The sequence below is a fragment of the Streptomyces sp. RK62 genome, from assembly GCF_018070255.1.
GTDB lineage: Bacteria > Actinomycetota > Actinomycetes > Streptomycetales > Streptomycetaceae > Streptomyces > Streptomyces nigra.
Genome location: NZ_JAGPYD010000011.1, coordinates 46,290 through 68,709 on the forward strand (window position 1 = coordinate 46,290; position 22,420 = coordinate 68,709).

Sequence of the window (22,420 nt, forward strand, 5' to 3'; positions counted from 1 at the left end):
CATTTGTGGGTCAACACCCGTGGGTCAACAACTGTTGGTCAACGCTTGTTGGCAACACTAGAACCGGGTGCCTGGCGATGTCAACGCTTGTTGGCCCACGCATGTTGGCCTACGGTTGTTGATATGAACCAGAGCAGGTCCCGCACCCCCCGCCGCTCCGACGCCACCCGCACGGCGATCCTCGACGCGGCCCGCGAGCGCTTCGCGGCCGACGGCTACGACCGCGCCACCATCCGCGCCATCGCCCGCGACGCGAACATCGACCCCTCGATGGTGATGCGCTACTACGGCAACAAGGAAGGTCTCTTCGCGGCGGCCGTGGCGATCGACCTGAAGCTGCCGGACCCGGCGTCCCTGAGCCCCGACCGGGCCGGGCAGGCCCTGGTGACCCACTTCCTGACGATGTGGGAGCGAAACGAGGTGCTCACGGCCCTGCTCCGGGTCGGCGCGACCAACGAGGCGGGCGCCGAGCGGATGCAGGGCATCTTCGCGGACCAGCTGCTTCCGCTGGCCCTGCGGGTGTGCCCCGACCCCGAACAGGCCCCGGCCCGGGCCGCGCTGGCGTCCTCACAGCTGCTCGGCCTGGCCCTCACCCGCTATGTGCTGCGCTTCCCGCCCGCGGTGGCGCTGGCCCCCGAGGAGATCGTGGCCTGGCTGGCGCCGACGGTGCAGCGGTACCTCACCGCGCCGCACCCGGCGTAGAAGCGGAACCACCGGCGCACGCACGAGGGCGCCGGTCCCGCCGGGCGTACGCACACGCGTACACGGAACGGGACCGGCGCCCTCGACAGCGCGCGGCGGACTCGGAAGAGCTCGCGTCAGGCCTTCGCGTCGGCCTTGGTGGTGATGTTGGAGCTGGTCGGGTCCTTCTTCTTGTGCGACTTGTCCAGCACCATGACCAGGCCCGCGATGACCGCGAAGATCACGATCGGGGCGATCACGTACAGGGAGAGCGTCTCGATGACGCTCAGGCCCTGACCGGGGTCGTCGCCGTCGTCGCGCGTGAGCGCGAGGGCGGGGGACGACATCAGCAGCATCATCAGCGTCGTACCGGAGGCCAGGGCGCCGGCGCGCAGGGCGTTCTTCTTGTCCACGGGCCCAAAAGTACCGAACCCCGCCGGGCGCCGCGCGCCCGGGGGTGCCGTCAGGAGCGGGCCGCCTCCTCGCGGAGCACCTCCAGCAGCGCGCGGACCCGGGGCGAGGCCGTCAGCTCCTCCAGCGTCACCGGCCGCCCGTCCGCGTCGGCGACGGGCAGCCGCCAGTTGGGGTACTCGTCGGAGGTCCCCGGCAGGTTCTGGGGGCGCCGGTCGCCGACGCCGTCCGGCAGCCAGACGCCCACCATCCGGGCCGGGGTGCGCAGCAGGAACCGGTGCACGGCCCGGATGTCGGCCTCCTCGCCGCCCTCGCCGTCCGTGAGCCCGAGCCCGGACAGCACGTCCCGCCACTCGGCGGTGTCGGCCGCGGCCTCCGCGCGCTCCTCGGCCAGCGGGCGGGTGGACAGGCCGAGCCGGTCGCGCAGTTCGACGTGCTCGCCGGTGAGACGGGCCGCGGTGGGCGGCAGATCGTGGGTGGTGGCGGTGGCCAGGCAGTCGGCGCGCCAGGACTGCGGGGGCAGTGGGCGGCCGTCGCCCTCCCAGTCCCGCTCGAACCACAGCACGGAGGTGCCGAGCACCCCGCGCGCCCGCAGCCGCTCCCGTACGCCGGGCTCCACGGTGCCGAGGTCCTCGCCGATGACCACGGCACCGGCCCGGGACGCCTCCAGTACCAGGACGGCGAGCATCGCCTCGGCGTCGTAGCGGACGTACGTCCCCTCGGTCGGCGGCCGACCCTCGGGCACCCACCACAGCCGGAACAGGCCCATGACGTGGTCGATGCGCAGGGCGCCCGCGTAGCCGAACAGGGCCCGCAGCAGCATCCGGTAGGGCGCGTAGCCGGACGCGGCCAGCCGGTCCGGGCGCCACGGCGGCAGCCCCCAGTCCTGGCCGCGCGCGTTGAAGGCGTCCGGCGGCGCGCCGACCGACATCCCGGCCGCGAAGAACTCCTGCTGCGCCCAGGCGTCCGCGCCGTCCGGGTGCACCCCGACTGCCAGGTCGTGGACGATCCCGACGGGCATCCCCGCCTCCCGCGCGGTCCGCTGGGCGGCGGTCAGCTGGGTGTCGGTGAGCCAGGCGAGCCGGCGGTGGAGGTCGACGCGGTCGCGCAGCGCGTGCCGCGCCCGGGCGGTCTCCTCGGACCTCGGGTCCCGTAGCCCCCGCGGCCAGCGCCGCCAGGCCGGTCCGTGGACCTCGGCGAGCGCGCACCAGGTGGCGTGGTCCTCCAGGGCCTGCCCCTCGCGTGCGAGGAAGGCGTCGTACGCCGCCCGACGGGCGGGGTCGAGCGGCACCTCCAGGACGAGTTCCAGGGCCGCGCGCTTGGCCTCCCAGACGGCGTCCCGGTCGATCAGCGCGCCCTTCTCCAGGACCCCCTCGCGCAGCCGCGCCGCCCGCTCCAGCAGGGCGTCCAGGCGTGCGCGGTCCTCGACCCGGGCGAACTCGGGGACGTCCTCGACCCGCAGATGGACGGGGTCGGGGAAGCGCCGGGAGGAGGGCCGGTAGGGGGACGGGTCGGTGGGCGGTCCGGGCACGGCCGCGTGCAGCGGGTTGACCTGCACGAACCCGGCGCCGAGCGTGCGCCCCGCCCAGTCGGCCAGGCCGGCCAGGTCACCGAGGTCGCCCATGCCCCAGGAGCGCCGGGACAGCAGGGAGTAGAGCTGGACGAGGAGGCCGTACGTCCGTCCGGGGGGTGCGGGCAGCCGGGGCGGGGCGACGACGAGGTGGCTGTGAGCGGTGCGGCCGTCGGGCGCGGTCGCGGTCAGCCGGTGCACGCCGGGGGGCAGCCGGGCGGTGCCGTCGCGGGTCTCGCCGTCCTCGGTGGTGACGGTCAGCCGGGTGCCGGGCGGCAGCGCGGCGAGGGCGGTGCCCGGGGGCTCGCCGGACCAGGAGACGACGGTCGGGGGGAGCAGGCGCTCGCGCAGTTCGCGTTCGCGGGCGGTCAGGGCGGCGGCGACCGCGGCGGGCGTACTCGCGTCGACGCCGAGGGCGGTCAGCGCGCGGGTGAGTGCGGTGGCGGAGGCCGTGACCGCACGGTCGGGGGACGGCCGGTAGGAGACGGCGACGCCGTGCAGGGCGGCGAGCCGGGACAGATCGTCGGAGGGCGGGTCCTGGGGCTGCCCGGACCCTTCGGCAGGGGTGTCGGCCGACCGCGTCTGTGTCATCTACGGCCTCGGGGCGCTCATGTCCATGTCCATACCGGTGTCCATACCCGGATCCACGTCCATGTCCCAGTAGGCGGCCTCACTCGTCAGGGGCACGGCGTCGGCGAGCGGCGGTTCGCTGGTGAGGGGTTCGGCGTCGGGGAGCGGGGGTTCGCTGGTGAGGGGGGAGGCGGCGCAGGCACCCTCCGCGCTGAAGACGCAGGCGTACGTCTCGTGGTCGAAGGGCGCCTCAGGTTTGGACGGGGCCGATGCGATGGGCACGGGCTTCTCCTCGGGTCTCGGTCGACGGCGGATCACCGCAGCCCTACCCAAAGGGCGGGAGGGCAGACGTCTTCGGTCCGACAACGTGCCCTGCGTCACATTCCGTTCGGACGGCCGGACGGTGAACCGGAACCGCCGGGGCCGTCGATAGACGGGGTGTGAGACTGTTCCGCCCCATGGGGGGCCAGCGGGAGAAGGACGAGGGGGACGCCGCCCTGCTCCGGGCCGTCGCGGCCGGCGACCCGGCGGCGATGGGCGCCCTGTACGACCGGCACGCGGGCTGGCTGCACGCCCGGCTGACCCGGCGCTGCGCGGACCCCGAGGTGGTGCGCGAGGTCCTCCAGGACACCTTCGTCACCGTGTGGCGGTCGGCGGGGGCGCACCGGGGCGAGGAGGCGGGCGGCTGGCTGTGGACGATCGCGGCCCGCCGGCTGATCGACGCGCGCCGCGCCCAGGAGCGGGCCGGGCGGCTGGAGACCACCCCGATCGACACGACCAGGACCGGCACCGGAACGGCCCCGTCAGCGCCCTCCGCGGAGGAGAGGGTGCTGACGGGGCTGGAGTACGGCGACGTCGGCACCGCCCTGGACCGGATCTCCCCGGAGCTGCGGGAGGTGCTGCGCGCCACGGTCGTCGACGGGCTGACCACCCGTGAGACGGCCCGGCTGCTCGGCATCCCGGAGGGCACCGTCAAGACCCGGGCGAGGCGTGCCCGCGCCGAACTGCGCGCCGCGCTCGCCCAGTTGACCCCGTCCCCGATGGGAGGCCCGGCATGACCGCCTGGCACGCACCCGAGGCGCTGATCGCGCGCTACGCCGACGGGTCGCTGCCCGACGCCGACGCCTGGTCCCTGGAGAAGCACCTGGAGTCCTGCGCCTCCTGCGCGGGCCGGGTCTCGGGGGCGGTGCGGGCCACGGCGGCGGGGGCGGTCCTGGCGGACGTCCGCGACGCCGTCCTGGCCGCCGCCACACCCGCACCGGCCGAAGCCACTCCACAGGACCTACGCCATGCCGTCCCGGCGGCCGCCACACCCGCACCGGCCGAAGCCCCGCCGCCGCGCACCCCCCGTCTCCTGTGGGCCGCCGCCCCCGCCGTGCGCGGCGCCTGGCTGCCCGCCGTCCTGCTCGTCGCGCTCGGCGCCGTCCTGCTCGCGCATGTCGCCGGCTTCTCGGGGGCCCGTCCCCTGCTGCTGGCCGTCGCGCCGGTCGTCCCGGTCGCCGGGGTGGCCCTGTCCTACGGCCGGCACGCCGACCCGCTGCACGAACTGGCCGCGTCCACCCCGTCGGCGGGGCTGCGCCTGGTGCTGACCCGCACCGCGGTGGTGCTGGCGGTGAGCCTGCCGCTGCTGACCCTCGCCGGGCTGGTGCTGCCGTCCCCGGGCGGGCCCGGTGCCGCAGCCTGGCTGCTGCCCGGACTCACCCTGACGCTGGCCGCGCTCGCCCTCGGCGGCTGGCTGGGGCTGCGCACGGCGACGGCGGTGACCGGCGGCGGCTGGCTGTGCGCCGTCCTGGCCCCGGCGCTCGCGACCCCCGACGGCGCGGTCGCCCGGCATCTCTCGGACCAGCTCTCCGCCTATGTGGGCGGCGCCGCCACCCAGGGCGGCTGGGCGGCGGCAGCGGCCCTGTGCGCGGTCCTGCTGGCGGCCCGGCGCACGGCGTACGACCGCCTCGAACGCTTCTGACAGACACCACTTCCCGGTAAGTACGTACGTACTGGAGTCCCCTTGACCACCATCCAGGTGGCCGGTCTGCATGTCCGGCACCGCAAGACCGTCGCCCTGCACTCCCTCGACCTCGACCTCGGCCGCGGTGTGCACGGGCTGCTCGGCCCGAACGGCGCGGGCAAGACCTCGCTGATCCGTGTGCTCGCCACGGTGGCCGCGCCGAGCGGCGGCCGGGTGCGGATGCTCGGCGAGGACGTCGCCGACCCGCGCGGACGCACCGAGGTCCGCCGCAGGCTCGGCTATCTGCCGCAGGAGTTCGGCTACTACCCCGGCTTCACCGTGCGCGAGTTCGTCGCCTACATGGCCTGGCTGAAGGAGATGCCGGCCGCCGTGACCCCGGCCGCCGTGGAGCGTGCCGTGGCCCGGGTCGGTCTCGCCGACCGGATCGACGCGAAGATCAAGACGCTGTCCGGGGGCATGGTCCGCCGGGTCGGCATCGCGCAGGCCATCGTCAACGACCCCGCCGTCCTGCTCCTGGACGAGCCGACCGCGGGCCTCGACCCGGAGCAGCGTGTGGAGTTCCGCGAACTGCTGCGCGAACTCGGCGTCCACGCCACGGTCGTGGTCTCCACGCATCTCGTGGAGGACGTGGCCGCGGCCTGCACGGAGGTCACGCTCATCGCGGGGGGCCGGCTCGCCTATCGCGGCACCCCCGAGGCGCTGACCGCCCTCGGCGCCACCGCGGACGGCGTCGGCGACCACCCCATCGAGCGCGGCTACACGGCCGCCCTGCGCGCCCACCGCGAGGTGGCGGCCCGATGACGCTCCTCGCCGAACGGAAGCCCGCGAGCACCACCGGGGCCGGCCCTCTCCGCCCTGAGTTCCTGCGCGGTTTCGCCCCGCTCGCCGGCGCCGCGATCCTGCTCACCCTGCTGGTCGCCCTGGCCGTACCGGCCGACAGCTGGCAGGGCGGCTGGGCGGAGACCCGGGACCGGACGCACGCCGCCGCGGTCCTGCTCGGTATCCCGCTGGCGCTGGCCGCGGGCTGCTGGCAGGGCGGGCGGGAGCGCCGGCGCGGTACCGGCGACCTGCTGGAGACCGCCGTACGCGGTGCGCTCCCCCGCTTCCTCGCGTCGGCGGTGCCCGTCGCCCTGTGGGTGGCCGTCGGGCAGCTGGCCGCCGCCGGGTGCGTGCTGCTGGCCACCTGGTACTGCGCCACCGGGGACAGCCCCTATCCGGCCGTGCCGCTGGCCGACTCCCTCCTCCTCGGCAGCGCGGCGCTCGCGGGCCACGCGGTGGGCCGGGCCGTGCGCTGGCGGCTGGCGGCGCCGCTGCTGGCGACGGCGCGTACGCCGTCCTCGGCTTCCTGTCCTACGACCGCACCGAGGCCTACGCCCGGCTCTCCCCGCTGATCGACGCCTCCGTCACCAGGGTCACCGTGTGGTGGCAGCCCTGGGTGTCGGTGGTGTGGGTGGGCGGGCTCGCCCTGGCCGCGGTGCTGGCCCTCGCCGCCCGCCGCCGGGCCACCGCCCTGGTGCCGCTGGCCTGCGCGACGGCCGCCGCGGTCGCGCTCGTCCAGGCCGACGGCCTGACCCGCCCCAATCCGGTGGCCCAGCGGCAGGTCTGCGACACCACCACGACCCCGCAGGTGTGCGTGAACGAGCGGTACGAGAGGCTGCTGCCGCAGATCACCGAGGCCCTGTCCGGGCTGACGGGCCGCCTGGAGGGCGTGGACAACCTCCCCGTCCGCTTCGAGGACCACCCGGGCCGCCCCCGCGCCGGCGAGGTCGAGCTCCCGGGGGTCACCCCGCTCGGCTGGTCGGTCGTACGCGGGAAGCTCGCCGATCCGCGGCAGTACGCCTGGGAGGCGGGGATGGCCCTGCTCAGCCGCGTCGAATGCGACGACACGGACCCCGTCGTCGACCGCACGGACGCGGCCGTGGAGCACTATCTGGCGCCGAGCCCGGTGGAGAAGCACTTCGACGAGCTGGACGCCAGGGGGGGCGAGGCCCACCGCGCCGAGCTGAAGGCCAGAAAGCGGGCCCGCGCCCGCCTGCTGGCGATGGCGGAGGACGAGCGCCGGGCCTGGCTGTCGGAGTACTTCAGGACGGCGGCCGACTGCGACCCGAAGGGGGTGCCCGCCCTGTGAGCGCCACCGGACCCGTCCTCTACGCCCGCTCCCGCGCCCTCCCGCAGACGGTCGCCGCGCTCGCCGCGACCACCCTGCTCGCCGTCTGGGCCGCCCACGCCCTGGACTCCTACCTCGACCCGGAACGCAGGGTGCCGGTGGTGGCCCTGGCCCCGCTGGTGGCCGCGACGGCGATCGGCACCAGCCTGCACTCGGCCTCCGACGAACTGGACCGCACGGCGGTACGCCCCTGGTGGCGCCGCCGGCTGATCCACCTCTTCGCTCTGACGGCCCTGGCCGGGGCCCTGCTGCCGCTGGCGGTCCTGTCCGGCGCGCAGACCTTCGGCGCGCCCGCCATGGTCCGCAACGTCCTGGGCTGCGTCGGCCTGACGGCGGGCGCGGCGGTGCTCCTGGGCGCGCGGCTGAGCTGGCTGCCGGTGTTCGCCTACGTCAGCGCGATGTACCTGGGGATCTCGGGCCTGCGGGGCACCGCGCTGCCCGTCTGGGCATGGCTGCTGGAGCCCGGTGCCGGCCCGGGCGCGTGGGTGACGGCCGCGGTGCTGTTCACCGTGGGGGGCGGCGCGTACGCGGTGAAGGGGGCGCGCGGGACTCCCTGAGGGCGGAAGCCCCTGAGAGCGGGACCCCTGAGGGCGAATGCCCCAGGGAGCCGCGCCCCCAGCACCCGTGTGCGGGGCACCCCGCACCGCGATACGCGAAGGCCCGGAACGTCAGGCGGAAATGCCGTCGATCCGGGCCAAGGCGTCGTCCGCCCCATACGGTTGCAAGTACGGCAACCAGCGCGGGTCACGATGCCCGGTGCCGATGATGCGCCAGGCCAGACCGGTCGGCGGAGCCGGTTTGTGCCGCAGCCGCCAGCCGATCTCGAACAGATGGCGGTCGGCCTTCACGTGGTTGCAGCGGCGGCAGGACGCCACCACGTTGTCCCAGACGTGCTTGCCCCCGCGGCTGCGCGGGATGACGTGGTCGACGCTGGTTGCGACGCCACCGCAGTACATGCACCGGCCCCCGTCGCGCGCGAAGAGCGCCCTGCGGGTGAGAGGAACGGGCCCCCGGTAGGGGACGCGCACGAATCGCTTGAGCCGGACCACGCTGGGGGCGGGGACGGTGACGGTTGCGCTGTGCAGATAGGCGCCGGACTCCTCGAGGCATACGGCCTTGTTCTCGAGGACGAGGACGAGCGCGCGGCGGAGCGGTACGACGCCGAGCGGCTCGTACGACGCGTTGAGGACCAGGACATGCGGCACGGATGCCTCCTTGGGCGTCGGCGGCGCGTGGCTCGCGCCGGGACGATCTGTAGTCAGTTTCCCCTCATGCCTGGTGATGGCGCCACCATGTCCCGGTAACGGGCTGGGAGTGTTTTCGACCACATCTGATGCATCCCCAGGGAGATGAACTGTTCATCCCACCAGTTCATCCCCACGTGGGGCCGGTTCCTCCCCCGAACATGGGGACGATGTGCACACGATGCCCCGATAGTGTGGTGGGTCTGCCCCGCCGGTGACCTATTCGTGACCTTGACCGACCTTGAGCACCTGCCGGTGGGGCGGACCGCTGCACTGGAGGTACCCGCTGTGACCCTGCCCGCCGTCCTGCCGGCCGCCGACGCGACCCCGTCGCCGGTCCCCTCGGAGACGACGACCCCGGCGGTCCCCACCATCCGGGACGCCCACGAGAGCGCGGCCGAGGCCGCCACCTGGGTCGAGCAGAACTGGTCGACCTGGCTGGCGATCGGACTGCGCGTCCTGCTGATCGTGGTCATAGCGGCGATCCTGAGAGTCTTCGTGCGCCGCGCGATCACCAAGCTCATCGACCGTATGAGCCGCACCGCGTCGGCCGTCGACGGCACGGCCCTGGGCGGTCTGCTGGTCAACGCCGAGCGCCGCCGGCAGCGGTCGCAGGCGATCGGCTCGGTGCTGCGCTCGGTGGCCAGCTTCCTGATCATCGGCACGGCCGCCCTGATGGTCCTGGGCACCTTCGAGATCAACCTGGCCCCGCTCCTGGCGTCCGCCGGTGTCGCGGGCGTCGCGATCGGCTTCGGCGCCCGCAACCTGGTCACCGACTTCCTGTCCGGCGTCTTCATGATCCTGGAGGACCAGTACGGCGTCGGCGACACGATCGACGCGGGCGTGGCCTCCGGCGAGGTCATCGAGGTCGGTCTGCGGGTGACGAAGCTGCGCGGCGAGGGCGGCGAGATCTGGTACGTCCGCAACGGCGAGGTCAAGCGCATCGGCAACCTCTCGCAGGGCTGGTCGACGGCCGGTGTGGACGTCACGGTCGCCGCCGACGAGGACCTCGACAAGATCAAGGCCACCCTCGACGAGGTCGCCGAGAAGATGACCAAGGAGGAGCCGTGGAACGAGCTCCTCTGGGGCCCGATCGAGGTGCTGGGCCTGGACAGCGTGTCGCTGGACTCGATGGTGGTCCGGCTGTCCGCGAAGACCATGCCGGGCAAGTCCCTGACCGTGGAGCGCGAGCTGCGCTGGCGGGTCAAGCGCGCCTTCGACGCCGCCGACATCCCGATCATCGGCCGTCCGGCACCGGCCGTGGACGACGCGCCCGCACCCGACCCCACCGCCGCGGTGGCGGCCCCCTCGGCCTACGCCAGCGCCACCTCCCCGCAGTCCCAGGCGGCCACCCCGCTGACGCCGCCCAGCGTGACCAAGTAGCGGCCCCTGGCCCGGTCCCGCCGCGACGGCCCGCCGGTTTGCCCCGGCGGACCGGACTGGCTTGGATGCCGGGGGCGACGGAGGGCGGGCGGGGACGGTGACGACGGTGGGCGAGCGGTCCCTGGGGCGGCGTTTCCGCTGGCTGTGGGCCGCGTACGCGGTGAGCACGTTCGGCACGCGGCTCGCCTTCGACGCGTTCGCGCTGATCGCGGTCCTCGCGCTGCACGCCGGGCCGACCGAGGTGGCGCTGCTGGCGGCCTCGGGCCTCGCCGTGGGCGCGGTGCTCGCGGTGCCGCTGGGCGCCTGGGTGGAGTTCCGCCCGAAGCGGCCGGTGATGGTCGCGGCGGATCTGCTGCGCTGCGCGGCGCTGCTGAGCGTGCCCGTGGCGTTCGCGCTGGACGCGCTGAGCCTGGGCCAGCTGCTGGTGGTGTCGGTGGTGACCGCCGCGGCGGACATCACGTTCGGCGCGGCGAGCGGGGCGTTCCTGAAGTCCCTGCTGCCGCCGGAGGACCTGCTCGCGGCCAACGGCCGGTTCGAGGCGACGGTCTGGACGGCCACCGCGCTGGGCCCGCCGCTGGGCGGGGTGGCGATCGGCGTGTTCGGGCCGGTGGCGACGGTCCTGGCGGACGCGGCGAGCTATCTGCTGTCGGCGCTGGGGCTGCGGGCCGTGGGCGGCACGGAGAAGCCCCCGGAGCGCCCCGAAGCCGGGCGAGGGCCACGGCGGGGCGGCCTGCGGGCCGGCTGGCGGTTCATCCTCGGTGACGCGGTGCTGCGGCCGCTGTTCTTCAACACGGTCCTGGTGAACGCCCTGATCATGGTGTCGTCGCCGCTGCTGGCGGTGCTGATGCTGGGCCGGCTGGGCTTCACGCCCTGGCAGTACGGGCTCGCGTTCGCCCTGCCGTGCCTGGGCGGCCTGCTGGGCTCCCGGCTCGCGCGGCGGCTGGTCGCCCGGCACGGGCACCGCCGGGTCCTGCTGGCCGCCGGCACACTGCGCGCCTGCTGGTCGATCGGCCTGGCCTTCGTGGGGCCGGGCACGGCCGGACTGGTCCTCGTCATGGCCGTGGAGTTCGGCCTGATCACCTGTTCCGCGGTGTTCACCCCGGTTCTCGCCACCCAGCGCCTGGAGCGGACCCCGCAGGACCGGGTGACCCGCACCCTGACGGCGTGGTCGATCACGAGCAAGACGGTGACGGCCGCCATGACCGCGCTGTGGGGCGTGCTGGCGATGGCGACGGGCCCGCGGGCCGCCATCGCGGTCGCCGGTGTGCTGCTGCTGGCGACACCGCTGCTGCTGCCCTGGCGCGAGCGCGCGCGGGAGCCGCACCCCGACGCTCCGGCCCTCGACGCGCCGCAGCCGGACCTGCCCAGGTGACGAGCGGGTTTCGCCGGGCGGAATCCCTTGACGCCGTCTTCCTCCCGGGCTTAGCTTCCTCCGCAGAAGACAGGAAACCTTCCTAACAGTCCTCGCGAGGGCGTCCCGGGATGGACTTCGCCCGGAGATCACTGGGAAGCTGGGCAGCCGAGAGGCAGGTGTCGAACCCCATGGCAGGAACCGCCGGTACGCCGGGCACCCCGCGCGTCCTGCGCGCCATGAACGACCGCGCCGCCCTGGACCTCCTCCTGGAGCACGGGCCGCTGTCGCGCACCCGGATCGGCAAGCTGACCGGCCTGTCCAAGCCGACCGCCTCCCAGCTGCTGGCCCGCCTGGAGGCCGCCGGCCTCGTCCTGGCCACCGGCACCACGGAGGGCAGGCCCGGCCCCAACGCCCAGCTCTACGAGGTCGACCCGAGGGCCGGGTACGCCGCGGGCCTCGACGTCACCCCGGAGCGCATCGTCGCCGCCGTGGCCGACATCACCGGCCGCACCGTCGGGTCGTACGCCCTGCCCACCCCCGGCAGGCGTCCGGCCCAGCCGGTCGTACGGCAGGTCACCGACGCCCTCGACGGGGCGGTGAAGGCCGCGGGCCTGACCCGGTCCGACGTCCACCGGCTCGTCATCGGCACGCCCGGCGCCTTCGACCCCAACACGGGCCGGCTGCGCTACGCCTCCCACCTGCCCGGCTGGCACTCCCCCGAGCTGCTCGGCGAGCTCGCGGCGGCGCTGCCGATGCCGGTCGAGTACGAGAACGACGTCAACCTCGCGGCGGTGGCCGAGCAGCGGCTCGGCGCGGCACGCGGCCACGAGGACTTCGTCCTGCTGTGGAGCGAGGGCGGTCTCGGCGCCGCCCTGGTCCTCGGCGGCCGGCTGCACCGCGGCTGGACCGGCGGCGCGGGCGAGGTCGGCTTCCTGCCGGTGCCGGGCACCCCCCTCGTCCGCCAGGTGACCAAGGCCAACAGCGGCGGCTACCAGGAGCTGGCCGGATCCCAGGCCGTCCCCCGCCTCGCCCGTGAACTCGGCGTCCCGGACATCCCGTCGGGGCCGTACGCGGAGGTGGCCGCCACCCTCGTCGAGCGGGCCACCGCCCACGACGACGGCCCCCACCGGCAGCTGCTGGAGACCTACGCGACCCGGCTGGCCACCGGTCTGGCCTCCCTGGTCTCCGTCCTCGACCCGGAGCTGGTCGTCCTCAGCGGCGCCTCGCTGACCGCCGGCGGGGACACCCTGCGCACCCTCGTCCAGGACGAGCTGGAGGAACTGGCCGCCGCCCGACCCCGGCTCGTGGTCGGCGAGGTCCGTGAACACCCCGTGCTGCGGGGCGCGCTGGAGAGCGCCCTCGCGGCCACCCGCGACGAGGTCTTCGACACCTCGCGCTGACCCGCGTCCCACCCACCCGCACACCCACACCCACCCCTTCCCGCCCTTGGGAGACCCCGTCATGCCCGGAAAGTCCAGGAACGTCATACCCTCGATGCCCCGCCGGACCGCCGCCGCCCTCGCCGCGTCCGCCTCCCTGGCGCTGCTCGCCACGGCCTGTACGGGCTCGTCGGAGGCCGGCGCGAACGACGACCCGAACGCGCGGACCACGATCACCTTCTGGCACGGCTGGAGCGCGCCCGCCGAGGTGAAGGCGATCCAGGCGAACGTCGACGCGTTCGAGAAGGCCCACCCGAACATCACGGTGAAGGTCGTCGGCAACATCAACGACGACAAGCTCAACCAGGCGCTGCGCGCGGGCGGTTCGAACGGTCCGGACGTGGTGTCGTCGTTCACGACGTCCAACATCGGCAAGTTCTGCTCCTCGGGCGCCTTCCTCGACCTCAAGCCCTTCGTCGAGAAGTCCAAGCTCGACCTTGACAAGCTGATCCCGAAGCCGATGCTGGACTACACCCAGTTCGAGGGCACCCGCTGTGCCCTGCCCCTGCTCGGCGACGCCTACGGCCTCTACTACAACAAGGACGCCTTCGAGAAGGCCGGCATCACCGCGCCGCCCAAGACGTGGTCGGAGTTCGCGAAGGTCGCCGAGAAGCTGACCGTGAGCAAGGGCGACAGCTACCAGCAGCTCGGCTTCATGCCGACGTACCACGGCTACGAGACGGTCGTGGACCACTACATGTCCCAGTGGGACCACGCCTACTTCGACGCCGACGGCAAGTCGAACATCGCGAAGGACCCGGCCTTCGCGGACATGTTCACGTACCAGAAGAAGCTGATCGACGACCTCGGCGGCTTCGCGAAGCTCGAGAAGTACCGCAACACCTTCGGCGACGAGTGGGGCGCCAAGCACCCGTTCCACACCGGCCAGGTCGCCATGCAGCTCGACGGCGAGTGGCGGCTGGGGATGGCGAAGGACGCCGGGGCAGACTTCGAGATCGGCACCGCGCCGATGCCCGTCGCCGACGACGAGGTGGACGAGTACGGCAAGGGCTTCCTCTCCGGCACGGTCATCGGGATCGCCCCGCGCAGCGAGAAGCAGAACGCGGCCTGGGAGCTGGTGAAGTACCTGACGACGGACACCGGGGCCGTCGTGTCCTTCGCGAACGCCATCCACAACGTGCCGTCCACCTTCGAGGCCCTGAAGTCGCCCGACCTGAAGGTGGACGCCGGGTTCAAGACGTTCCTGGACATCGCGCAGCACCCGGACTCGAACACCCCGCCCGCGTCCGTCAACGGCTCCACCTACCAGACCACGCTGCAGGACTTCGGCTACCAGTACGAGTCCGGCAAGGTGAAGGACCTCAGGGCCGGTCTGGAGAAGACCGCGCAGCAGATCGACACCGACATCGAGCAGGCGAAGTAGCCCCCGATGGCGACGCACACACTCCGCGCGAAGCGCCGCAGGTCGGCGCTTCGGACGGTGGCCTTCCTGTCACCGTGGCTCATCGGGTTCGGCGTCTTCTTCGCCTACCCGCTGGTGTCCACCGTGTACTTCTCCCTCATGAAGTACGACGGCTTCGGCACTCCCGTGTTCCGCGGCCTGGACAACTGGCTCTACGTCTTCCAGGACTACCCGCTGTTCTGGCCGGCGCTGCGCAACACGCTCTGGCTCGTGCTGGTGATGGTGACCTGCCGGGTGGTGTTCGGGCTGGGCGTCGGACTGCTCATCACGAGGATCAGGACGGGGACGGGGGTCTTCCGCACCCTGTTCTATCTGCCCTATCTCGCCCCGCCGGTCGCCGCGACGCTCGCCTTCGTCTTCCTGCTCAACCCCGGCACCGGACCCGTCAACTCCGTGCTCGACGGGCTCGGTCTGCCCACGCCCGGCTGGTTCACCGACCCCGCCTGGTCCAAGCCGGCCCTCACCGCGCTCGCGCTCTGGGGGGTCGGCGACCTCATGGTCATCTTCATGGCCGCCCTGCTGGACGTACCGAAGGAGCAGTACGAGGCCGCCGAACTCGACGGCGCCTCGGCCTGGCACCGGTTCCGCTATGTGACCCTGCCGAACATCTCGCCGATCGTGATGTTCGCCGTCGTCACGGGTGTCATCCAGACCATGCAGTACTACACACAGCCGCTGGTCGCCGGGAAGGTCGCCTCCGGCATCATCGGCGGCTCCGGCCAGCAGTTCGAGCCGGGCTACCCCGACAAGTCGACGCTGACCCTCCCCCAGCTCGTCTACAACCTCGGCTTCCAGCGCTTCGACTACGGCTCCGCCTGTGTGGTCGCGCTCGTCCTGTTCGCCCTCGCCATGGCGTTCACCGCGCTGCTGATGCGGCGCCGGGGCGGACTCATCCAGGCAGGTGACTGACCATGACCCAGGTGCTGGAGCGGCCCGTGGACACGGGCGCCCCGAACGTGGCCGAACGCACCGCGCGCCGCCGGGCGGTGCTGGAGTGGATCGCCGTGCACTCCCTGGGCGTCGCGGCCGCCCTGTTCTTCACGCTGCCCTTCGTGTTCGTCGTGCTGACCTCGCTGATGAGCGACCAGCAGGCCCTGACCCGGGACCTGATCCCCCGGACCTGGGAGTGGGACAACTACGCCCAGGTGTTCGACACCCCCGGCTTTCTGACCTGGTGGCGCAACACGCTGCTCTACGCCGGCCTGGGCACGGTCCTCACCGTGGTGTCGTCCGTGCCGGTCGCGTACGCACTCGCCAAGTTCCGTTTCCGGGGCCGGAATCTGACGCTCATGCTGGTCATCTCGATGATGATGCTGCCGCCGCAGGTCGTCATCATCCCGATGTATCTGTTCTGGGCGAAGCAGCTGGACCTGTCGGGCACCCTGTGGCCGCTGATCATCCCGATGGCGTTCGGCGACGCCTTCTCGATCTTCCTGCTGCGGCAGTTCCTCACCACCATCCCGGACGAGTACCTGGACGCGGCCAGGGTCGACGGCTGCGGCGAACTGCGCACCCTGCTGCGGGTGGTGCTGCCCATGGCGAAACCGGGTATCGCCGCTGTGGCCCTGTTCCAGTTCTTCTACGCCTGGAACGACTACTTCGGGCCGCAGATCTACGCGTCCGAGAACCCGGGCGCGTGGACCCTGTCGTACGGACTGGAGTCGTTCAAGGGGGCGCACCACACCGACTGGAATCTGACGATGGCCGCGACCGTGCTGGTCATGGCCCCCGTGATCCTCGTGTTCTTCTTCGCCCAGAAAGCGTTCGTAGAGGGCGTCACGCTCACCGGAGTAAAGGGCTGAATCTCAAGTGAAACTCACCGTGGTCGGCGGAGGCTCGACCTACACGCCGGAACTCATCGACGGCTTCGCGCGCCTCCGCGACACCCTGCCCATCGAGGAACTGGTCCTCACCGACCCGGCGACGGACCGTCTGGAGCTGGTCGGCGGCCTCGCCCGCCGGATCTTCGCCCGCCAGGCCCACGACGGGCGGATCACCACGACGACCGACCTGGACGCGGCCGTCGACGGCGCCGACGCGGTCCTGCTCCAGCTGCGCGTCGGCGGCCAGGCGGCCCGCCGGCAGGACGAGACGTGGCCCCTGGAGTGCGGCTGCGTCGGCCAGGAGACCACGGGCGCCGGAGGTCTCGCGAAGGCCCTGCGGACCGTGCCGGTCGTCCTGGACATCGCCGAGCGGGTCCGGCGCGCCAACCCGGGCGCCTGGATCATCGACTTCACCAACCCCGTCGGCATCGTCACCCGCGCCCTGCTCCAGGAGGGGCACCGGGCGGTCGGCCTGTGCAACGTGGCGATCGGCCTCCAGCGCAAGTTCGCCGCCCTGCTCGGCGTCCGCCCCGCCGAGGTCCACCTCGACCACGTGGGCCTCAACCACCTCACCTGGGAGACCGGGGTGCGCCTCGGCGGCCCCGAGGGCGCGGACGTCCTGCCGAAGCTGCTCGCCGAGCACGGCGACGCCCTCGCCGGCGACCTGCGTCTGCCCCGCGTCCTGCTGGACCGGCTCGGCGTGGTCCCGTCGTACTACCTGCGCTATTTCTACGCCCACGACGCGGTCGTCCGGGAGATGCGCACCAAGCCGTCCCGTGCCGCCGAGGTCGCCGAGATGGAACGGCAACTGCTCGCCCTGTACGCCGACCCGGCGCTCGACGAGAAGCCGGAGCTGCTGTCCAAGCGGGGCGGGGCGTACTACTCGGAGGCGGCCGTCGATCTCGCGGCGGCCCTGCTGACCGGCGCCGGCAGCCCCTTCCAGGTGGTGAACACCCTGAACCGGGGCACGCTGCCCTTCCTGCCCGACGACGCGGTGATCGAGGTGCAGGCGGCCGTCGGGCGGGACGGCGCGGCGCCGCTGCCGGTCCCCCACGTCGACCCGCTGTACGCGGGCCTGATGGCCCAGGTGACGGCGTACGAGGACCTGGCGCTCGGCGCGGCCCTGCACGGCGGCCGGGACCGGGTGTTCCGGGCGCTCCTCGCCCACCCCCTCGTCGGCCAGTTCGAGTACGCCGAGAAGCTCACCGACGAGCTGATCGCACACAACCGGGAGCATCTCGCGTGGGCATGACCGCACGTGTCCTCGCCGTAGACGCGGGCAACAGCAAGACCGACGTCGCGGTCGTGGCCGCCGACGGCACCGTCCTGGCCACGGCCCGCGCGGGAGGCTTCCGGCCGCCCGCCGTGGGCGTCGAGGAGGCCATGGACACGCTCGCCGGGGCGGTGGAGGAGGCGTTCACGGCAGCCGGCGTGACCTCCGCCGACCACGTTTCGGCGTGCCTGGCCAACGCCGATCTGCCGGTGGAGGAGGAGACCCTGGCGGCCGCGCTGCACGCGCGCGCGTGGGGCACCCGTGTCGAGGTCCGCAACGACACCTTCGCGATCCTGCGCGCCGGGGTCGCCGAGCCCCGCGGGGTGGCCGTCGTCTGCGGCGCCGGCATCAACTGCGTGGGCATGCGCCCCGACGGGCGCACCGCCCGCTTCCCCGCGCTCGGCAGGGTCTCCGGGGACTGGGGCGGCGGCGGGGGCCTCGCCGAGGAGGCCCTGTGGCACGCGGCGCGGGCGGAGGACGGGCGGGGCGCGCCGACCGCCCTCGCCGAGTCGCTGCCCGCGCACTTCGGGCTGCCCTCCATGTACGCGCTGATCGAGGCCCTGCACCTGGGGCACATCCTGGAGGGCCGCCGGCACGAACTGGTCCCGGTGCTGTTCGCGACGGCGGCGGCCGGCGACCCGGTGGCGCGCTCCCTGGTCGACCGGCAGGCCGACGAGGTGGCCACCATGGCGACGGTCGCCCTGACCCGGCTGGGCCTGCTGGAGGAGGAGACGCCGGTGCTGCTCGGCGGCAGCGTCCTGGCGGCCCGCCATCCCCAACTGGACGACGGCGTACGGGACCTGCTCGCGGCGCGCGCCCCCAAGGCCGTACCGCGGGTGGTGGCCGCGCGCCCGGTGCTGGGGGCGGCGCTGCTGGGGCTGGACGCGGTGGGCGCCCCGGAGGAGGCGCACGCCCGGCTGCGGCGGCATTTCGAGCCGTAGGTCCGCCGCGCTTCACCCGTGTTCAGGTGTGACGAGGTGGAACCGAACCGATTCCCACGGCGTTCTCATGGGCAGGGGGTGGTGCGGGGGCGTGTCCGGCGGTGCCGGGTGCCGGACGGCCGCCGTCACCGGACCAAGATCGGGTGAAGGCCGGTGCGGACGCCGGTGCGGGCGGCGATACTGGCCCGCGACGGATGGCCATGGGGGAGGTCGGCATGACAGGGACACCGGGCGGCGGCGCGCCGCCACCACCGAACCGGGACCCGGTCCAGGGCGTGCCGACGCTGCCGTCCGTGCCGCCCCAACCCGGGCCGCCCGCACCGGAGTCGGCGCCCGTCTCCGCCGCCCCGCCGCCGGTGCCGAGGCCCCGCCGCACCGCGTTCGCGGAGGGCTTCGACCAGCTCAGGGCCGCCGCCACGACCGAGCCGGGCCGGCTGCGGATCCTCGGTGCCCTCCTCGCGCTGCTCGTCGTCGCCTTCGGCTCGGTCGCCGCCTGGCAGATGACGGAGCGCACGGCCGCCGCCGACGACGTCCTGCACCGCAGCCAGCCGCTCAGCTCCGACGCGGCCGACATCTACCGCTCCCTCGCCGACGCCAACACCGCGGCGGCCAGCGGCTATCTCGCGGGCCTCCAGGAGAAGCCTGCGATGCGCGCGGGCTACGAGAAGGACATCCGTACGGCCGCCGCCAAGCTCGTCACCGCCGCCGCCAACTCCGAGCCGGGCTCCCCCTCCGCCCGGACGATCACCTCACTGAGCCGGCTGCTGCCCGAGTACAAGGGCCTGGTGGAGACCGCGCGGGCCAACAACCGCCAGGGGTATCCGGTCGGCGGCGCCTATCTGCGGGCCGCCAACGAGATGATGCAGCAGCGGATGCTGCCGGCCGCCGAGAAGCTGTACCGCACGGAGAACCGCCGTCTGGGCGCCGACTACGCCGACGCCCGGTCCTTCCCGTGGGCCTCGCTCGGCCTCGGCGTCCTCGCGCTCGCCGCCCTGCTGTGGGCCCAGCACCGCACCTACAAGCGCACCAACCGCGTCCTCAACCACGGCCTCGTCACCGCCACGGCCGCCGCCACGATCGCCCTGCTGTGGCTCACGGTCAGCCACACCGTGGCCCGCGCCGGCCTGGACGACTCCCATGAGCACGGCGTGCGCTCCCTGACGGTGCTCCACGAGGCCCGGATCGCCTCCCTGACCGCCCGCAGCGACGAGAACCTCACCCTGGTCCGTCGCGGCGCCGACACCCACGCCCTGGACGACGGCACCGTCGTCGACACCTACGAGTGGGGCTACGACCGGCAGATCGACGCCCTGCGCACGGCGCTCGCGCGGGCCGCCGACCTCGCCGACGACAAGGCGGGCGCCAAGCCCGTACAGGACGCGAACGGCTTCATGAAGGTCTGGAAGCAGCGCCACGACCTCGCGCGCGCCGACAACGACTCCGGGAACTACCAGGCGGCCCGCGACCGGGTCATCGGCACCGCGAAGGACCCGACGAGCGTGTGCTTCGACAACGTCGACAAGGCGCTGGCGGCCGCGCTCACCCATGAGCAGGGCGAGTTCCGGCGGGCCGCGGGCGGCGGCCTCGACGCGCTGACGGGTGTCCCCTCGGGCGCCGCCGTCCTCGCGGTGCTGGGCGCGGCGGGCGCGGTCCTCGGCATCGGCCGCAGGCTGTCGGAGTACCGGTGAGAGGGGGCAGGACGATGAACGCACACGCCGGGGCGCCCCGCGCCCGGGACGGCGGCTCCGCCCACTGGTGGCGGCGTCTGCGGGCGGGCCTGCGCGGCTGGGGCGGCGTCGGCGCGATGGCGTTCCTCTGCGCCCTGGCGGTCACGGCCGCGCTGCTGCTCCCTCTGTCCCAGCCGGCGGGCGACGGCGCCCCGGCCGGACACGGCGTGACCCGTGCCGTGCAGGCCAGGGCCGACGACTGCGAGGACCCGCAGGACCGCAGCCTGTCGCCGTCCGGCGGCGACGGGAAGACCCCGACGATCGACGCCGTCAAGGCCCGCGAGGACCGGCGTCTGGTCGTCGGCGTCGACACCAACAGCTACCGCTGGGGCTACCTCGACCCGAACAACCCCTCGGGCGACCTGGAGGGGTTCGACATCGACCTGGTCCACCGGATAGCCGAGGACCTGCTGGGCGACCGCGACGCCGTGCGGTTCAAGGCCATCCCGACCAGCCGCCGTATCGAGGCGATCCAGAAGGGCGAGGTCGACATGGTGGTGCGCACCATGACGATCACCTGTGACCGGCTGGAGCAAGTCGCGTTCTCCGCGCCCTACTTCGTCACCGGTCAGCAGGTCCTCGCACCCAAGACGTCGCAGGTCACCGGGTTCGACACGTCCCTCGCGGACCGCAAGGTGTGCTCGGCGCGGGGATCCACCGCGTACGACAACCTCGAAGCGGGCAGGAAGGAAGGCGTCCTGCCCGACTCCACCGACATCCGCACCACCGTCCCCAACCAGCTGGACTGCCTGGTCAAGCTGCAACTGGGGGAGGTCGACGCGGTCGTCACGGACGGCGCGCTCGCGGCGAGCCAGGCGGCGCAGGACCCGGCGATCGAGCTCAAGGGCGGGCTGTTCACGGACGAGTACTACGGAGTGGCGATGAAAAGGGGATCCGACGATCTGGTCCGCCGGGTCAACCGGATCCTGGAGGACTACGTCGAGGACGGTGGCTGGGCGGAGTCGTACGAGAAGTGGCTGCACCCCACCATGGACACGGACGGCAGGAAGTCGGCGTCGGCGACCCCGCCCGAGGCCGACTACGCGTGAGCGGACCGCGACCGCGGGACGGCACGCACGGCACGCACGACCTACTGACGGAACTCAACGCAGCGAGAGGTGATCGATGGGCGTCACGGACCCCGCCGGGCCGGTGATGGACCGGGACGAGGTGGACCGTGCGCTGGCGCGGCTCGGCCAGGAGCACGAGGCGATCGAGACCTCGCTGCTCGCCCTCCAGGACCACGCGGGCCGCAGACTCCTCGAAGGGGCCGAGCTGACCGGCGTGACCAAGGAGCGCTGGACGTCCGTGGAGGCGTCGATCACGCTGCTGTGGGCGTACTTCGACGCCTACACCGGCGCGCTGCGCTCGGCCCGGGAGATCCGGTCCCGGCGCCGCTGGTCCAGCCGCGAGGACCTGGTGGAGCTGACCGAGCTGCTGCGCGGTGAGTGTGTGACGGTGCCCGACTCGCCGTCCCTGCCGGGCGGTCCGGGCCGGCTGAGCGAGCGGTACTCGCTGGCCGCGCTGGTGGACCGGATGAACGAGCTGTACGCGACCTCGCTGGACATGGTCGTGGCCGCCGACGCGGTCTGGTCCGCGCTGCCCGCCCGGATCGATTTACTCGCCGCCGAGCTCCAGCGCACCCGCCGGCTCGCGCACTCCGTCGGGGTGCGCCCCGGCGAGCATCCGGCCGGGGACGACCTGGAGCGGATCACCCGCACCCTGACCAGGCTGCGCGCCGAGGTGGTGTCGGACCCGCTGGCGCACTGGGTGCCGGCGAAGGGCAGTTCGGCGCCGGGCGGCGGCCGCCCGGACACCACGGTGTACGACCGTGAGGCGCGTGCCCTGGAGGATGTGCGCCGGGAGATCGACGCGGTCCTGACGGTCCGCCAGGACGCCGAGAAGCGCCTGGTGCGACTGCGGGACGTGCTGTCCCGCGCGGACCGCACACTCGCCGAGGCCCGTACCGCGCGCGGCGAGGTGCTGGCGAAGATCGCCGCCACCGAGGTCCCGGTGGTCAGCGGTCCCCCGACGGTGCTCCAGGAGCAGCTGGCGACGGCCGCCGAGTACCGTCGGCAGGCCCAGTGGCACCGCTTGTCGCCGCTGCTGGAGACCCTGGAGCAGAAGGCCGAGGACGAACTCCTGCGCGCCCGCGAGTCGTTGACGGCGGTCACGGCGCCCCTGGCGGTCCGCGCCGAGCTGCGCGGCCGGCTCGACGCGTACAAGGCGAAGGTGGCCCGGCACGGCCTCGCGGAGGACCCGCTGCTGATCGAGCGCTACGACGCGGCGCGCCGCATGCTGTGGAGCGCGCCCTGCGATCTGCGCGTCGCGGAGCAGGCGGTCCTGCGCTACCAGCAGGCGGCGGCCGAGCTGCTCGGCGGGGGCCGTATCCCGGGTCCGCGCACCCCGGAGGACGGTGCGGGGGGCGGGACATGAGGGGCAGGGGGG

At 73.6% G+C, this 22,420-nt stretch carries 22 protein-coding genes; 18 read left to right on the top strand and 4 right to left on the bottom strand.

What is annotated here, in order from left to right; all coding sequences use genetic code 11:
* Positions 1-123: 123 nt before the first annotated feature.
* Positions 124-702, top strand: coding sequence for a TetR family transcriptional regulator (locus KBY32_RS21770; RefSeq protein ID WP_210981273.1), 579 nt, complete (start codon positions 124-126; stop codon positions 700-702).
* Positions 703-818: 116 nt separating this feature from the next.
* Here KBY32_RS21770 and KBY32_RS21775 read toward each other — a convergent pair whose 3' ends face one another.
* The 3 genes from KBY32_RS21775 to KBY32_RS21785 are packed head-to-tail and all read right to left on the bottom strand — an operon-like array spanning position 819 to position 3,514.
* A complete protein-coding gene (locus KBY32_RS21775; RefSeq protein WP_055623897.1) occupies positions 819-1,094 on the bottom strand; it encodes a hypothetical protein in 276 nt (91 codons plus the stop codon).
* 50 nt (positions 1,095-1,144) lie between these two features.
* Positions 1,145-3,253: a 4-alpha-glucanotransferase gene (gene malQ / locus KBY32_RS21780; RefSeq protein WP_210981274.1), complete on the bottom strand. Its 2,109-nt coding sequence runs from the start codon at positions 3,251-3,253 to the stop codon at positions 1,145-1,147.
* Positions 3,254-3,514 carry a hypothetical protein gene (locus tag KBY32_RS21785; protein ID WP_055623899.1) on the bottom strand — a complete coding sequence of 87 codons (261 nt, stop codon included), beginning with the start codon at positions 3,512-3,514 and terminating at the stop codon, positions 3,254-3,256.
* A 176-nt stretch (positions 3,515-3,690) separates the two neighbouring features.
* Here KBY32_RS21785 and KBY32_RS21790 point away from each other — a divergent pair, with 176 nt between their 5' ends.
* The 6 genes from KBY32_RS21790 to KBY32_RS21810 are packed head-to-tail and all read left to right on the top strand — an operon-like array spanning position 3,691 to position 7,922.
* A complete protein-coding gene (locus KBY32_RS21790) occupies positions 3,691-4,290 on the top strand; it encodes an RNA polymerase sigma factor (RefSeq protein WP_210981275.1) in 600 nt (199 codons plus the stop codon).
* Positions 4,287-5,195: a zf-HC2 domain-containing protein gene (locus KBY32_RS21795; protein WP_210981276.1), complete on the top strand. Its 909-nt coding sequence runs from the start codon at positions 4,287-4,289 to the stop codon at positions 5,193-5,195. Before KBY32_RS21790 ends, KBY32_RS21795 begins: the two co-directional genes overlap by 4 nt.
* 42 nt (positions 5,196-5,237) lie before the next feature.
* Positions 5,238-5,999 (top strand): ABC transporter ATP-binding protein, encoded by a 762-nt coding sequence (locus KBY32_RS21800; RefSeq protein WP_247689817.1) that lies wholly within the window; start codon positions 5,238-5,240, stop codon positions 5,997-5,999.
* A complete protein-coding gene (locus tag KBY32_RS35475; RefSeq protein WP_247689818.1) occupies positions 5,996-6,589 on the top strand; it encodes a hypothetical protein in 594 nt (197 codons plus the stop codon). The genes KBY32_RS21800 and KBY32_RS35475 overlap by 4 nt, the downstream gene beginning before the upstream one ends.
* 26 nt (positions 6,590-6,615) lie before the next feature.
* Positions 6,616-7,326, top strand: coding sequence for a hypothetical protein (locus KBY32_RS35480; protein ID WP_247689885.1), 711 nt, complete (start codon positions 6,616-6,618; stop codon positions 7,324-7,326).
* Complete coding sequence (locus KBY32_RS21810; RefSeq protein WP_210981277.1) at positions 7,323-7,922, top strand: hypothetical protein; 600 nt, start codon at positions 7,323-7,325, stop codon at positions 7,920-7,922. Before KBY32_RS35480 ends, KBY32_RS21810 begins: the two co-directional genes overlap by 4 nt.
* A 111-nt stretch (positions 7,923-8,033) precedes the next feature.
* Here the strand turns inward: KBY32_RS21810 and KBY32_RS21815 are convergent, their stop codons facing one another.
* On the bottom strand, positions 8,034-8,570 hold the full coding sequence (locus tag KBY32_RS21815; protein WP_019760491.1) for an HNH endonuclease: 537 nt from the start codon (positions 8,568-8,570) through the stop codon (positions 8,034-8,036).
* 327 nt (positions 8,571-8,897) lie between these two features.
* Between KBY32_RS21815 and KBY32_RS21820 the strand changes: the two genes are divergently transcribed.
* The 11 genes from KBY32_RS21820 (at position 8,898) to KBY32_RS21870 (ending at position 22,408) form a co-directional block, all read left to right on the top strand.
* Positions 8,898-9,992 carry a mechanosensitive ion channel family protein gene (locus tag KBY32_RS21820; protein ID WP_210981278.1) on the top strand — a complete coding sequence of 365 codons (1,095 nt, stop codon included), beginning with the start codon at positions 8,898-8,900 and terminating at the stop codon, positions 9,990-9,992.
* 106 nt (positions 9,993-10,098) lie between these two features.
* Entirely contained in the window at positions 10,099-11,364 is a 1,266-nt protein-coding gene (locus KBY32_RS21825; RefSeq protein WP_210981279.1) for an MFS transporter, read from the top strand.
* Between the two features lie 170 nt (positions 11,365-11,534).
* The gene (locus tag KBY32_RS21830) at positions 11,535-12,746 is read left to right on the top strand and encodes an ROK family transcriptional regulator (RefSeq protein ID WP_210981280.1); all 1,212 of its coding nucleotides are present in this window, start codon (positions 11,535-11,537) and stop codon (positions 12,744-12,746) included.
* A gap of 94 nt (positions 12,747-12,840) precedes the next feature.
* The gene (locus KBY32_RS21835; RefSeq protein ID WP_210981281.1) at positions 12,841-14,169 is read left to right on the top strand and encodes an ABC transporter substrate-binding protein; all 1,329 of its coding nucleotides are present in this window, start codon (positions 12,841-12,843) and stop codon (positions 14,167-14,169) included.
* A 6-nt stretch (positions 14,170-14,175) separates the two neighbouring features.
* Entirely contained in the window at positions 14,176-15,117 is a 942-nt protein-coding gene (locus tag KBY32_RS21840; RefSeq protein ID WP_210981282.1) for a carbohydrate ABC transporter permease, read from the top strand.
* A gap of 2 nt (positions 15,118-15,119) precedes the next feature.
* The gene (locus tag KBY32_RS21845; RefSeq protein ID WP_210981283.1) at positions 15,120-16,010 is read left to right on the top strand and encodes a carbohydrate ABC transporter permease; all 891 of its coding nucleotides are present in this window, start codon (positions 15,120-15,122) and stop codon (positions 16,008-16,010) included.
* A 7-nt stretch (positions 16,011-16,017) separates the two neighbouring features.
* Positions 16,018-17,283, top strand: a complete 1,266-nt coding sequence (locus tag KBY32_RS21850) for a 6-phospho-beta-glucosidase (protein WP_210981284.1) — start codon at positions 16,018-16,020, stop codon at positions 17,281-17,283.
* Positions 17,274-18,245: an N-acetylglucosamine kinase gene (locus KBY32_RS21855; protein WP_115508612.1), complete on the top strand. Its 972-nt coding sequence runs from the start codon at positions 17,274-17,276 to the stop codon at positions 18,243-18,245. The genes KBY32_RS21850 and KBY32_RS21855 overlap by 10 nt, the downstream gene beginning before the upstream one ends.
* Positions 18,246-18,460: 215 nt before the next feature.
* Positions 18,461-19,933 carry a hypothetical protein gene (locus tag KBY32_RS21860; RefSeq protein ID WP_210981285.1) on the top strand — a complete coding sequence of 491 codons (1,473 nt, stop codon included), beginning with the start codon at positions 18,461-18,463 and terminating at the stop codon, positions 19,931-19,933.
* A 14-nt stretch (positions 19,934-19,947) separates the two neighbouring features.
* A complete protein-coding gene (locus KBY32_RS21865; RefSeq protein WP_210981286.1) occupies positions 19,948-21,021 on the top strand; it encodes a glutamate ABC transporter substrate-binding protein in 1,074 nt (357 codons plus the stop codon).
* A gap of 76 nt (positions 21,022-21,097) precedes the next feature.
* The gene (locus tag KBY32_RS21870; RefSeq protein ID WP_055623911.1) at positions 21,098-22,408 is read left to right on the top strand and encodes a hypothetical protein; all 1,311 of its coding nucleotides are present in this window, start codon (positions 21,098-21,100) and stop codon (positions 22,406-22,408) included.
* The last annotated feature ends 12 nt before the right edge of the window (positions 22,409-22,420 follow it).